6 protein-coding genes are annotated in these 13,381 nt (G+C 70.6%); 3 read left to right on the top strand and 3 right to left on the bottom strand.

What is annotated here, in order from left to right; genetic code table 11:
* Window positions 1–80 precede the first annotated feature (80 nt).
* Window positions 81–2,684 carry a M16 family metallopeptidase gene (locus JRI60_RS42765; protein WP_204221822.1) on the bottom strand — a complete coding sequence of 868 codons (2,604 nt, stop codon included), beginning with the start codon at window positions 2,682–2,684 and terminating at the stop codon, window positions 81–83.
* Window positions 2,685–2,875: 191 nt separating this feature from the next.
* Here JRI60_RS42765 and JRI60_RS54785 point away from each other — a divergent pair, with 191 nt between their 5' ends.
* The 3 genes from JRI60_RS54785 to JRI60_RS42750 are packed head-to-tail and all read left to right on the top strand — an operon-like array spanning window position 2,876 to window position 6,112.
* A complete protein-coding gene (locus JRI60_RS54785; protein ID WP_204221821.1) occupies window positions 2,876–4,513 on the top strand; it encodes a gliding motility protein in 1,638 nt (545 codons plus the stop codon).
* Between the two features lie 6 nt (window positions 4,514–4,519).
* Window positions 4,520–5,743 (top strand): radical SAM family heme chaperone HemW, encoded by a 1,224-nt coding sequence (gene hemW / locus JRI60_RS42755; protein ID WP_204221820.1) that lies wholly within the window; start codon window positions 4,520–4,522, stop codon window positions 5,741–5,743.
* Between the two features lie 36 nt (window positions 5,744–5,779).
* Entirely contained in the window at window positions 5,780–6,112 is a 333-nt protein-coding gene (locus tag JRI60_RS42750; protein WP_204221819.1) for a cupin domain-containing protein, read from the top strand.
* Here the strand turns inward: JRI60_RS42750 and JRI60_RS42745 are convergent.
* Both JRI60_RS42745 and JRI60_RS42740 read right to left on the bottom strand, forming a co-directional pair.
* Window positions 6,102–7,133 (bottom strand): metallophosphoesterase, encoded by a 1,032-nt coding sequence (locus JRI60_RS42745; RefSeq protein ID WP_239470058.1) that lies wholly within the window; start codon window positions 7,131–7,133, stop codon window positions 6,102–6,104. The genes JRI60_RS42750 and JRI60_RS42745 overlap by 11 nt on opposite strands.
* A 140-nt stretch (window positions 7,134–7,273) precedes the next feature.
* Window positions 7,274–13,141, bottom strand: a complete 5,868-nt coding sequence (locus JRI60_RS42740) for an Ig-like domain-containing protein (RefSeq protein WP_204221818.1) — start codon at window positions 13,139–13,141, stop codon at window positions 7,274–7,276.
* Between the last annotated feature and the right edge of the window lie 240 nt (window positions 13,142–13,381).

Raw genomic sequence — 13,381 nt, 5'->3', positions numbered from 1 at the left:
CCGCATCCCCTCTCCCCCCTGGTGTGGGAGAGGGGATTTTCTTTTGCGGGAAGGCGTGAGGCCCCGAGGGCCTCCGGGGCTCAGGGCCCGACGATGGCGAGCGCGCCGCGATCGAAGTCGATGAGCTGGCGGGCCACCGCGCGCACGTCCTCGGCCGTCACCGCCGCCACGCGTTCCGCGTAGTGGTGGAAGTTCTCCAGGCCCAGGCCATAGCAGATGTCCAGCGCGAGTATCGCGGCGCGCGCGCCGTTGCGCTGCAGGCCGATTTCATGGGTGCCGATGAGGTGCTGTTTGGCGCGGGCGAGCTCCGCCTCGGGGATGGGCTCGTCACGCACGCGCGCCAGCTCCTCGCGGATGCCGGCGAGCGCGGCCTCCACCTTCTCGGGGCTGGTGCCCATGTAGACGGCGAAGTAGCCGGGGTCCACGCCCTCCATGGAGAAGCTGCTGACGCTGTAGGCCATGGAGCGCTTGTCGCGCAGCTCCACGAAGAGGCGCCCGCCCTGGCCACTGAGCAGCGTGGAGAGCACCTCCAGCGCGTGCCGCCGGCCATCGCCCACCCGCAGGCCCTGGAAGCCCAGGACGAGGTGGGTCTGCGCGCGCGCCAGCACCCGCTTGTCCGAGCGCTGGGACTCGGGGGGCGGCTCGGGCCGTATCTCGGGCGGAGGCACCGCGCGGCCGCGGGACGTGCCAAAGGCCTCGTGCGCGAGGGCGAGCACCTCGTCCACCCTCACGTCGCCCACCACGCTCAGGGTGAGCTGCGAGGGGTCCATGTGCGCGGCGTGGTAGGCGCGCAGCGCGTCCGGTCCCAGCCGCTCCACGGAAGCCTGCTCGCCCAGCGGGGACAGCCGGTACGGGTGCGAGCGGAAGAGGGTCCGGCCGAAGAGATCGAACGCCAGGCCACTGGGCTTGTCCTCGCGCGTGAGGATGTCCTGAAGCAGCAGGGCGCGCTCACGCGTCACCTCGGCCTCGGGGAAGCTGGGGTTGAGGAGGCAGTCCGCGAAGAGGCGGAAGGCCGCCTGGAAGTGGCGGGAGAGGAACTCGCCGCGCAGGCCCACCGAGTTGCGCCCGCCCTGGCCCGAGAGCGAGCCGGCGAAGCTGTCGATGAGGTGGGAGATCTCCTCCGCGTCGTGCGAGGGCGTGCCCCGGGTGATGCTGCGGCCGAGCAGCGTGGTGAGGCCGTTGGTCTCCGGCGTCTCGTAGCGCAGGCCACCGGGGAAGGCGGCACGCATGGCGAAGAGGGGCACGGCCCGCTCCTCGCGCACGATGAGGCGCGCTCCCGAGGGCAGCCGCTCCTCCACCACCCGGCCCGGCGAGGCCGGCGAGGTGCGGCCCACGCGCGGCGCGGGCTCGGTGGAGGAGGCCCTGGGGGCACGGCGCTCGGGTGGGGCGGCGGGCGTCTCGCGCGACACCCGGTCCAATATCTCCTCGGCCTGCTCCGCGCCGAAGGCGGCGCCCTGGGGCATCAACCCGGTGACGAGGGCCTGGTCGAAGCGCAGGTAGCGCTCGGCCACCTCGCGGATGCGCTCGGGGGTGAGCCGGGCGATGGCCTCGTAGTAGCGCGCCTCCGCCTCCAGGTCCCCCATGGAGGACTGGTAGTGGCCCATCTTGCGCGCCAGGCCCTGCACCGTCTCTCGCTGGTAGACGGACTCGGCCTCGATGAGGGCCTTCACCGTGGCCAGCTCGTCCGCGGGCACCAGGCCCGTGCGCATGGCGGCCAGCACCCGCACCGTCTCCTCGAGCGCCTGCGGCAGCTTCGCCGGCGGCAGCGTGAGGCTGGTGGCGAAGAGGCCCGGATCCCTCGGCGTGTAGGCGTACGCGTGGACGTCGTTGACGAGGCTGCGCTTGCGCTTCACCTCCAGCACCAGCCGCGAGGCATCTCCCTGGCCGGCGAGCATCGCCAGCGCGTCCAGCGCGGGCACGTCCGGGTGGTCCGCCTGGGGAATGAGGAAGGCGAGGTTGAGGTAGGCCTCCTTCACCTCGTCCGGACGCAGCATCACCCGGCGGCGGGCCACCTCGGGCTCGCGCGTACGGGCCACGCCCCCCTCGTAGGGCCGGCCCCAGTCCCCGCCGAAGATGTCCTCCACCCACCGGCGCAGTTCCGCCTCGGTGAAGTCACCCGCGGCGGACAGCACCAGGTTGCGAGGCGTGTAGTGCCGCCGGTAGAACTCGAGCACCTTGTTCCGGTCGAAGCTGCGCACGCTCTCCGCGGTGCCGATGACCGGGTGGCGGTAGGGGTGCACCTGGTAGGCGGTGGAGAAGAGATCCCTCGAGGCGCGCCGGGCCGGGGTGTCCTGGCTGCGTTTGATCTCCTCGCACACCACCTCGATTTCACGCGCCAGCTCGTCGGCGTCGAAGGCGGAGGAGCGGATGGCGTCACCGAGGATGTCCAACCCCATGCGGGCGAACTGGCTGGCGATGACGATGTGGTAGACCGTCTGGTCGAAGGACGTCCAGGCGTTGATCTCCCCGCCGTGGGCCTCCACGTCGCGGGCGATCTCCCCGGGGCCCCGGCGGGCAGTGCCCTTGAAGAGCATGTGCTCGTGCAGGTGCGCGAGCCCGGCCTGGTCGGGGCGCTCGTCGGCGCTGCCGGCCTTGACCCACACCTGGAAGGCGGCCACCCGGGCCGCGTGCTGCTCCTCGAAGACGACGGTGAGTCCGTTGGGAAGTGTGTAGCGCTGAGCCATGGAACGTCTGAACCTGTCACCGGCAGTGAGGGTAGGCAAGACGAGCCGGAGGCCTTTCCGCCCAGTCCCTAACGCCCGGGGGGCTCCACCGCGACCCTGTTGTGAGCCTGGAAACCAGCCGGGAGGGCGGGGTGCGCGCGAGCCGTGGAGGTCGCTGGAGAAGAGGGCTCGTGGACGTTAACCTCGGCGGGATGGGGTCGTCAGAGGAGATGGATCCGCTCGCGGAGCTGCGTGACAGCCTGGAAGAGGAGGTGGCCGGGTCCTCGGCCTCCACGTCCGTGCGTCCGCAGGCCCCGTCCGTGCCTCCGCCGTTGCCGCCGCGCAAGGGCTCGGCCGCCACTCCGGCCGCCTTCAGACCCGCCATGTCCCTGCCGTCCGTGCAGGGCTCCTCCCGGGCCTCCGAGCCCCCCGCCGCCACGGCCCGTCCGGTGGGCTCGGCGGACCCCTTCTCCGAGCCGCCCGAGCCGCGCATGCCCCTGGGCAGCGCGCCAGAGGAGAAGCTCGAGCACTTCCGCGCGGTGGTGAAGCAGAAGACGGAGACGCTGGCCCGCGCGCGGGCGTTGTACGAGGAGCGCGAGGCCGAGCTCCAGTCGCTGCGCGTCTCCGAGGCCACGCTGCGCAAGCAGCTGATGGAGGCACAGGATCAGCTCGCCGGGGTGAAGGAGCTGCCCGCGAGGCTGGAGCAGGCCTCGGCGGCGCTGGCCCGCGAGTCGGCGCGCACGGCGGCGGCCGAGGCGAAGGTGGCGGAGCTCCAGGGCGAGCTGCAGTTGGTGGAGGAGGATCGCAAGGACCTGTCGCGCTCGCTGGCCGAGGTGGAGGCGGAGCTGTCGCGCGTCACCGGGGAGCTGCAACACGAGCGGAGCTCGCGCGGCTCCATCGCCGAGGAGCTGGTGGGGGCCAAGGAGGCCCTGTCGCTGGCGCAGGACCGGGTGGGGGAGCTGGCCGCCGAGCGCGCCGAGATGCAGGGGGCGCTGGAGGCCGTGCGCGAGCAGTACCAGGCGAACCTGGCCGGGCTGGAGGCCGCGGAAGCGGAGCTCGCGTCGCTGAGGGAGTCACTGGCGGCGAGCGAGGCCGAGGTGGTGCGGCTGCGCGACCGGATGGAGGCGGACGCGGCCGCGCTGGGCGAGGCGGCGGAGCAGGCCGAGACGCAGGTGGCGTCGCTGCGGGCCGAGTTCGAGACGGCGGAGGCGGACCGCAAGGATCTCTCCCGTTCGCTGGCGGACGTGGAGGCGGAGCTGGCGCGCGTGCAGGAGCAGGCGCGGGAAGAGGCGGAGTACACGACGGCGGCCCAGTCTCGGGTGGTCGAGCTGGAGGCCGAGCTGAAGACGCTGGAGTCGGACCGGCAGGACCTCGCGCGGGCGCTGGCGGATGTGGAGGCGGAGCTGGGCCGGGCGCGGGAGGAGGCGCGGCAGCGGGAGTCGAGCGAGGCGGAGGAGGAGCTGGAGGTGGAGGAGGTGGACGCCGAGCGCCGGGCCCTGGAGGCCGAGGAGCAGGTGCTGCGGCTGCGGCAGCGGGTGACGATGCTGGAGGGCGCGCTGGAGGCCTCGCGGGGAAAGACGCAGGCCCCGGAGGCGGAGGCCCTGGCACGCCAGCCGCTGGAGCTCCGGGTGTCCGAGCTGGAGTCATTGCTGGAGGAGGAGCGGGCGAAGCGCGAGGAGTCCGGGGCGAGCGCCGAGCTGGTGGCCGAGCGCGATCAGCTCAAGGAGGACGTGGCGGCGATGAAGCGCAAGCTGATGGCGGCGGAGACGGCCCTGGAGACGGCGGCCAGCTACAAGATGAAGCTGGCGCGGCTGGAGGCGCAGCTCGCGCAGCTGCGCGGGGCGAAGTAGCGCGAGATGGACTTCGCGGGCCCCATTGATCCTCTCACCGGGACACCGGCGGCGCGGTTCGGGCTGTACGTGCACTTTCCGTACTGCCTGTCGAAGTGCCCGTATTGCGATTTCGCGGTGGCGGTGGTGCGGCAGGTGCCGGAGGAGCGCTACGCGCGCGCGGTGCTGGCGGAGCTGGACACGCGGCTGGCGGCGGAGCCCTCGCTGCGAGGACGGACGTTGGAGTCCATCTTCCTCGGGGGTGGCACGCCGTCCCTCTGGCACCCGCGCTGGGTGGCGCACGTGCTGGAGGGCGTGGCGGCGCGGCTGACGGTGGCGCCGGGCGCGGAGATCTCCCTGGAGGCCAACCCGAGTGTCGCGGACGCCGAGCGCTTCGCGGGCTACCGCGCGGCCGGAGTCAACCGGCTGTCGCTGGGCGTGCAGTCCTTCCAGGACGAGACGCTGAAGGCGCTGGGGCGCGAGCACACCGGCGCACAGGCGGTGGCGGCGTACGAGACGGCGCGGCGGGCGGGCTTCGACGTGGTGTCCATGGACTTCATCTATGGCGTGCACGGGCAGACGCGGGCGCAGGTGGAGGCGGACGCACGCCAGGCCGCGGCGCTGGAGCCCGAGCACCTGTCCACCTACGCGCTGACGGTGGAGCGCGAGTCGCTGGCGGTGGCCACGCCCCTGTCGAGGCAGCTCGACAAGGGGGAGCTGGCGCTGCCTCCGGACGAGGAGGTGGTGGAGATGACGAAGGCCATCCACGAGGCCTACGCCGCGCGCGGACTGCGGCGCTATGAGATCTCCAACCACGCGAGGCCGGGGTTCAACTCACGGCACAACGCGCTCTACTGGACGGGGGGCGAGTACCTCGCGCTGGGCGTGGGGGCCACGGGGATGTTGCTCACGTCCAGGCCGGGTGAGCGGCCCTCGGGCTACCGCTACGTGGACCTGCGCGGCTCGGACGCGTACATGCGGGCGGCGGAAGAGGGGAAGCTACCGGAGTCCAGCCGCGAGGAGCTGGGCCCCCAGGAGCTCTTCGAGGAGCGGTTGGCCATGGGACTGCGGCTGCGCTCCGGCGTGGACTGGGAGGCGGTGTGCGCGCTCCACGGCCAGGATCCGGAGCCGCGCCGGGCCGAGGTGGCGCGGCTGGTCCAGCACGGGCTGGCGAGGCTCGAGGGCCGGCGGCTCGTGCTCACCGACGCGGGCGCGGACGTGCACAGCACCATCAGCGCGCGGCTCCTATAGTGAGTGGACCCGCGTTCGAGGGGAGGAGGAACCCGCATGGACAACCTGTTCGCGCTCCCGAATCCGTTGCCGGAGGAGGAGACCTTCGAGCCGCTCCTGCCGGACAGGGGCGTCCTCATCGAGCGCATCGTCTCCAGGGGACAGGCCTCACCTCCTGGTCACTGGTACGACCAGGAGCGGGACGAGTGGGTCGTCCTCCTTCAGGGACGCGCGAAGCTCGCCTGGGAGGATGGCCGGACCCGCGAGCTCGCTCCGGGCGATTACGTCTTCCTCCCCGCCCACGAGCGGCACCGCGTGGAGTGGACCTCACACGAGCCTCCGTGCATCTGGCTCGCCGTGCACGGAGACCTGCGCGGCGTCAGGGGCTGACCTGCCCGCGTGGGACGGTCTGCTTGGGAGCGATCGGGAGCGGGGGCGGCACGGGCGTCACCAACTCCACGCGTCCCTCTCGGTAGAGGGCGGTGACCTTGCCACCGCGAAGCTCCAGCGCGGCGAGATGGCGGCCGTAGCCGGTGCTCAGGCCGGTGTCGATGAACACCGCCTTTCCTCCGAAGCGCGTGCGGACCTTTCCATCGCGGTCCGTGGTGTGCCCCATCACCATCCGCTTCGCGCCGAACCGCTTCAGCACCTCGTCGAGCGCGAGCCCCGCGCCCTGCTCCTCGCCCAGCGCGTAGCCGCGGAACCACAGCGGCCCCTGCGGATTCGCCGCGCCGCCGGGTGGGTTTCCGGGGAACAGGTCCTGCCTCACCCAGCGGTTGAGCTCGGCCAGGGTCTTCGCCGGTACCTCCGGCGAGACTCCTCCGTGCACGAAGAGCGTGTCGTCGATGCGCACCACCGCGGGGTGCCGGCGCAGCCACTGGCCGTAGCGTCCCGTCGGCCCGTACGCCGCGCGATGTCCATCGAACCCGCGCGGCGAGCCGGACGTCTCCGGCCCGGTGGCCTGGTCCGCGAACGAGGCCAGCTCGCCCGGGGAGACGTAGCGCAGGTCCCCGAGCATGTTCATCACCTCGTGGTTGCCCAGCAGCGCGTGCACCCGGCCGCCCGCCGCTTGCGCCTCGCCCTCCAGCCGCATCAGCAGCTCGAAGGCCTCGCGGGTCTTCTCCCCGCGATCCGGGATGTCCCCCGTCTGCACCAGGTGCGCCTTGCCGCCACTCCAGTGCCCCTTGTCGTCGAGCAGGCCTGCCAGCCGCAGCACTTCCTTCAGCGCGTCCACGTCGCCGTGCACGTCTCCCACCGCCACCACGCGCTCCACGCCCGAGAAGGTGTCGGGCACCGCGTCATCCAGGCGGGGCGGGGCCGGCGTGGCCGGAGCGGGAGGTGTGGCCGCCAGCAGCAGTGGGACGAGCAGGGGAACCAGGAGTCGACGGGGGGCGGGAGGGGGACAGGACACGATGCTTGCCTCGGGTGAAGACCCTCACCCTAACCCTCTCCCAGAGGGAGAGGGGACTTGAAACGGAGACGGCGCGAGCAGGTCGGTTGCCTGCTCGCGCCGCTTCTCTCCGGCTGTGTGCCGGGGACCTCGTGACGGGGTTACGGGGTCTGCCCGCTCTCCTCGCCAGCCACCTTCAGGATGTTGAACTCCACGCGGCGGTTGTTCTCGCGGCCGGCCGCCGTCTTGTTGGTGTCCACGGGCTTCGTCTCCCCGTAGCCCACTGCCTCGAGGCGATCCGCGGCGATGCCCTCACGCAGGAGGAAGGCGCGCACGTTGTTCGCGCGGCGCTGCGACAGCTTCAGGTTGCTGGCGTCGTTGCCCTGGTCGTCCGTGTGGCCCTCCACGCGCAGCTTCTCGATCTGCGGGTTGGCCTTGAGCACCGACGCCACCTGATTCAGCAGGTCGAAGGACTTGGCGAGGATGACGTCCTTGCCCGTGGCGAAGTAGACCTTCTCCAGGATGACGATGCGCTTGGCCTCCAGGCGCACCTTGGACTTGCCCTCGTCGGGGCAGCCGTCCTCGTCCTTCACGCCGTTGATGACCTCGGGCTGGTTGGGGCACTGGTCCTCCCAGTCCGCCACGCCGTCCTTGTCGTTGTCCGGATCCGGGCAGCCGTCGGTGTCCTGGAAGCCATCCGCGTCCTCGGCGGCGCTGGGGCACTTGTCCTTGTCGTCCATGAGGCCGTCCTTGTCCGAGTCCACGGGCGGCGGAGGCGGGACCTCGTCCGGGCAGCCGTCGTCGTCCTGGAAGCCGTTCTTCGTCTCGGGCTGGAGGGGGCACTTGTCCTGCGTGTCGAGGATGCCGTCCCCGTCGTTGTCGGGGTCGGGGCAGCCGTCCTCGTCCTCGAAGCCGTCCACGTCCTCGGCGCCGGTGGGGCACTTGTCCTGGTCGTCCGCGAGCACATCCCCATCCGCGTTGGCGGGAGGGGGCGGGGCGTGCTCACCGGGCTGCGTCCAGTCGATGCCGGCGAAGACGCGGAAGCCCGGCGTGCCGTAGCCACGGGTGATGCCCGGGCCACCGCCCACGTGGGCCGCCAGTCCCGGATTGATGCGGTACTGCACCGCCGCGAGGAACTCCAGCGGACGCTCCTCCATGTCCTGGTCCTTCAGCCCGAACGCGCCGGCGAGGTTGGCCCGGAGCGCGAGCTTCTCGGACAGGGGCACCTGGGCGCCCACCGCGTACATCAGCTCGTTGCCCGTGCGCAGGTTGCGCACCTGCTCCGCGCGTTGGAGGTTGGCGCCGACGTTGGCCACCAGCCGCAGGCCGTTCTCGTTGCCCCACTCGGCGATGAGCTGGGGCCGGGCACTCACGCTCGAGCTGCCGCGAAAGGCCTTGCCGCCCGCGCTGGGAAACAGCACGGGGACGACGACACCCAGGTCGAACCGGCCCGCCGACAGCAGGTGCGCCTTGGGCACCAGCCGCACGTCACCCAGGCCGGCGCCGGTCACGCCACTCTGGAGGGCCGGCACGGGAGAGGTGCCGTCGCTCTGCGAGGCCTGGTACGTGATGGGCAGCGCCACGCCCAGCTCGAACCGCTCCCACAGGGAGATGGAGCCCATCAGGTCCAGCGTCACCTGGTGGGCGACGATCTGGTAGATGAAGTCGTCCTGACGGGGGTCGAGGAAGCCCAGCGGGTCGCTCGCGTAGTTGAGCGAGGCCCCCAGGTGCCAGCCGAGGTGGCCGTCCACCTTGGCGCCGGAGACACCGAGGATGTCGGTGGCACCGGGGCCGGGCTTGTAGCGCTGCACGTCGACGGACTGGGACAGCGGGGAGGAGGCCGGAGCCTGGGCGTCCGCCGCCGGAGCGGACAGGACACCCAGGAGGCCCAGCAGCCCGCCGGCCACCGCGGTGCCACGGCGCGAGGAGCGCCGCGAGCGCATCAGCGGCACGGCGAGCATCAGCGCCGCCAGCCACACCAGGGGCGAGCCACCCGAGGTGCTGCAGCCACGGCCGGCCACGATGAGGTCGTCCATGTCGTCCAGCGGGTTGCGGTTGCTCTTCACCTCGTCGCCGTCCTTGACGCCACCGTGGTCGGTGTCGGGGTCCCTCGGGTCGGTCTCGCCGGACTCGAAGTGGCCGTTGTGGTTGCTGTCCTCCTCGCCGTCCTGGAGGCCGTCCTTGTCGGTGTCCAGGTCGTTCGGGTCGGTCTCGTCAGAGTCGAAACGGCCATTGTGGCTGCGGTCCTCGTCACCGTCCTTGATGCCGTCGTTGTCGGTGTCGGGGTTCTTCGGGTTGGTGGTGGTGGACGGATCCTCGTCCGGCACGAAGTCCGGCGAGTTGAGGTCGGTGCCCGCGGGAGCATTGCCTCGCGTCACGCCCAGCTCGGTGCCGTCCTTGATGCCGTCGTTGTCGCTGTCCGGGTCACGCGCGTCGATGAGGCCGTCCCCGTCCGTGTCGGTGAGACCGTCCCGGCCATCGGCGACGCCGTCGTTGTCGGTGTCCGAGTCGTTCGGGTCGAGGCCCCGGTCGACCTCGATGACGTCGGGCACGCCGTCACCGTCGGTGTCCTTGTCGTCCTTGGGGTCGTTCGGGTTGGTCTCGCCCTGGTCGATGCGGCCGTTGTGGTTCCTGTCCTCGTCACCGTCCTTGACGCCACCGTCATCGGTGTCGGGGTCGAGCGGGTTCGTCGTGGTGCTCGGGTCCGCGTCGGGGACGAAGACGCTCGTATTGGTACCGGAGCCCTGGGGCGAGGTCAGGCCCGACTCGGTGCCGTCCTGGATGCCGTCGCCGTCCGTGTCGGGGTTGCGCGGGTTGGTCTCGCCCGCGTCCACGACGCCGTCGTGGTCCTTGTCCTCGTTGCCGTCGGTGATGCCGTCGTCATCGGAGTCGGCGTCGTTCGGGTTGGTGCCGGTAGCCGTCTCGATGGAGTCGGGGATGCCGTCACCGTCCGAGTCCTTGTTGTCCACCTTGTCGTCCGCGGGGTCGAGCGGATTGGTCTCACCCGGGTCGATCTGGCCGTTGTGGTTCTTGTCCTCGACGCCGTCGGACACGCCGCCGCCATCGGTGTCGGTCTTGGTCGGGTCGGTCTCACCCGGGTCGACCTGGCCGTTGTGGTTCTTGTCCTCGATGCCATCGGGGATGCCGTCACCGTCGGTGTCGGTCTTGGTCGGGTCGGTCTCACCCGGGTCGACCTGGCCGTTGTGGTTCTTGTCCTCGACGCCATCGGGGATGCCGTCGTTGTCGCTGTCGGTCTTCGTCGGGTCGGTCTCGCCCGGGTCGACCTGGCCGTTGTTGTTCTTGTCCTCGAGGCTGTCGGGGATGCCGTCGTTATCGCTGTCGCGGACGATCTTCCAGGTGTACGTCTCCGGCGTGAGGTCCACGTTGCCGCTGACAGGATCCTTCGCCCGCACCATGAAGGTGTGGTCGCCATCGGTCAGGCCCGTGTAGCTCTGCCCGCTGGTGCACGGCGTCCAGTTCCCGCCGTCGAGCTTGCACTCGAAGGTGGCCCCGGCCGTGGGCGAGGTGAACGTGAAGGTGCCCGTGGCGCTCGAGCTGGGGTTCGGCGGCTTGCCGGTGAGGGTGGTCTCCGGCGCGGTCGCGGCGACGGTGAACGTCGAGCTGGCCTGGGGGCTGGTGTTGCCGGCCGCGTCCATCGAGGTCGCGGTGACGGTGTGCGGGCCGTTGGTGAGGTAGTCGGGCGAGGGGAGCGACCAACCACCCGTCGAGCTCGCGGTCACGCGGCCGATCTCCTTGCCGTCAACGACCACGATGACCGTGGAGTTGGGCTCGGCCGTGCCGGTGTACGTCGGGCGCTGCTCGGTGATCGTGGAGCCGTTGGCGGGCGAGGTGATGGTGGGCGCGGCGGGCGCCACCGTGTCCACCGTGAAGGTGCTGGTGGCCGGCTGGCTCACGTTGTGGCTGGCGTCCTCGGCCGTCACCTGGATGGTGTTGGAGCCCTCGGGCAGGTTCCTCGTCCCGGTGCAGGTCCAGTTGCCGGCGGCATCGGCGGTTGTGGTGCAGAGGACCGTGCCGTCCGGGAGCTTCACGGTGACCGTGGTGTTCGGCAGGGCGGTGCCGGAGTACGTGGGCGTGTTGTCGTTGGTGGAGCTGCCATGGGCCGGCGTGGTGATCTTGGGCACCGGGACGATGGCGACGTTGATGCGCGTGGGACCGGCGCCATCCGGAGCGCGGGTGGGCGTCTTCACCGGGTCGATACCCAGCTCGCCACCGGCCTCGATGAAGCCCTGGTTGTCCACGTTGCCCGTGTAGTCGCTCCGGACCTTGGCCTTGAAGGAGACCTTGGTGCTCTGCCCCATGGCCACGCGGCCGCCCTGGGTAGCCGTGGCGCCCGTGCCGAGGCGGATGGTGATCGTCTGGGCGTCGTACTCGGCGACGTCATCGAGCGGCGCGTCCGTCTTCGAACTCCAGGTGGTCGCATCCACCGGGATGACCCGGATGGTGCCAGGGACGTAGGTCAGCGCGTCGGGGATGCGGTCCGTCAGGACGGTGCCCTTGGAGTGGTCGTCGCCCTCGTTGGTGGTGCTGATGGTGTACTCGATGGTGTCGCCTGGGCGGATGGTGCCGTCCGTGCGGGGCGTGCCGTCCGGCTTCTCGACGAGGGTGACCTCCTTGATGGTGTTGGTGAAGTCCGGGGCCTGGGTGGTGATGGAGGTGATGAAGCCGCCCAGCCAGAAGTGGTCACCGCCGCTGTTGAGGCTGATGGTCTTCGTCACGGCGCACTTGTCACCGTAGGCCACCGTGACGTCCACCACGTCCAGATCCATGCCCGACATGCTTCCGGGCGTGCCGGTGAGCTGGGGCAGATCTCCCGTCTTGCTCATCGGGACCGTGTTGAGCGTCCCTCCATCGGGCTTCGGGTCGAGCCCCGTGAGCGGCGTATCGGTCTGCTCGATCGTCGTGTAGGTCCCCGCGTCGGTCTTCTGCCGCGTCCAGGTGCGCGAGCTGTTGAAGAAATCGTTCGCGGGGTTCAGGTCGTTGCTGATCCGCTGGCCGTTGAACCAGAACGAGTCGCCGTCATCCTGCCCGGCGATACCCGGCATCTCTCCCTCGAAGGCCACGAGGCCCAGCTTCGCGTCGACGGCGTAGTCCGGGACGTAGAAGCCATTGAGGACGACCGTGGTGGCCGGGCCCATCGGCGTCACGACCTTCATGCCGTCGAACAGCTTCAGGTGCCGCTTGGTCACGCCCTCCACCTCGTAGAAGACGACCATCCACCAGCCGCTGAAGGAGTACATGGTGCCATTGCGGTCCAGCGACAGCGCCTGCACGTCCGACACCCGGAAGATGCCCCCGCCGAACCCCTTCACGAGGTCCGTGATGTCCACCGTGGCCTGGTACTGGTAGTGACCGGCGCTCGTGGACTCGTAGTGCCAGTCGTCGGCCTGGAGGGTCCTCTCGGCGAATCCACCAACTCCCGGCCGGGACAGCTTGACGGTGAGGTCCGGCTCCGCCTTCTGGTCGCCGTTGCCGCTGGTGTTGAAGCGGGTGGCCGCCCAGTAGAGGCGCGCGTACATCACCTTGGCCTTCGCGGGCAGCACGAGATTGGACTGGCTGCTGGCGGTCGTCGACTCCGCCGCCGCGTTGCTGGTGGTGAGGACCTTGGCGGTGGCGCCGCCCGCGTCGTCCAACGTCCAGAAGAGATCCGGGGAGCTGTCGTAGAGATAGCAGTTGTTGGGATTGGTGACGGTCCCGACGAGCGGAGTGGGAGTCGCGGGAGTCGTCTGGTACGCGGGCCGGCAGTCCTGCGCGAGCGTATTGCCGGTGAGCGCGAAGTTGCCGTGCAGGTCTCGCTCGTAGCGCAGGCACGGCGGTTGGTTCTGCGTCTTGGAGCCAGTCGCGGTGCCGCAGGCGATGGTGTCGTTGGTATAGGTGGTGGTCTGGCCACCATTGGTACCGTCATTCGTGACGGTACACGTCTGTTGCGCGCGGGCCTGGGCGGCCGGCAGCAACACGGCGAGAGCGAGCAGCAGGGCCGGCGCATACGCCAGCGCCGCGAGGCGGCTCACTGCTGGAGCTTGAGGATGGGAAGGTTGCATGTGGGCCACGGTGTGGGGTGTTGAACGGGTCTCACGCGTGGCTGATGCAAGCGCGGAGCCACGAGGTGCGATTGTGTCCAGCATATGACAGCACGTACTTGGAGCGCGAATTCCGGCCCGAGCAGGTGCGAACGACCTGGGGAAACCCGGGATTCGCCCACTCGGGGAGCGAGCAGGAGGACTGTGGCGGACCGCCACTGTGGCGATTCG

It is taken from the genome of Archangium violaceum (assembly GCF_016887565.1).
Taxonomy (GTDB): Bacteria; Myxococcota; Myxococcia; order Myxococcales; family Myxococcaceae; genus Archangium; species Archangium violaceum_B.
Note: the sequence above shows the minus strand (reverse complement) of the source record. Positions and strands in the feature narration are given on the sequence as shown.

What these genes read in the sequence shown, in the direction of transcription:
- JRI60_RS54785 (WP_204221821.1), top strand. Translation starts at nt 2,876, where the DNA reads ATGGGGTCGTCAGAGGAGATGGATCCGCTCGCGGAGCTGCGTGACAGC.
- JRI60_RS42750 (WP_204221819.1), top strand. Translation starts at nt 5,780, where the DNA reads ATGGACAACCTGTTCGCGCTCCCGAATCCGTTGCCGGAGGAGGAGACC.
- hemW (WP_204221820.1), top strand. Translation starts at nt 4,520, where the DNA reads ATGGACTTCGCGGGCCCCATTGATCCTCTCACCGGGACACCGGCGGCG.
- JRI60_RS42765 (WP_204221822.1), bottom strand. Translation starts at nt 2,684, where the DNA reads ATGGCTCAGCGCTACACACTTCCCAACGGACTCACCGTCGTCTTCGAG.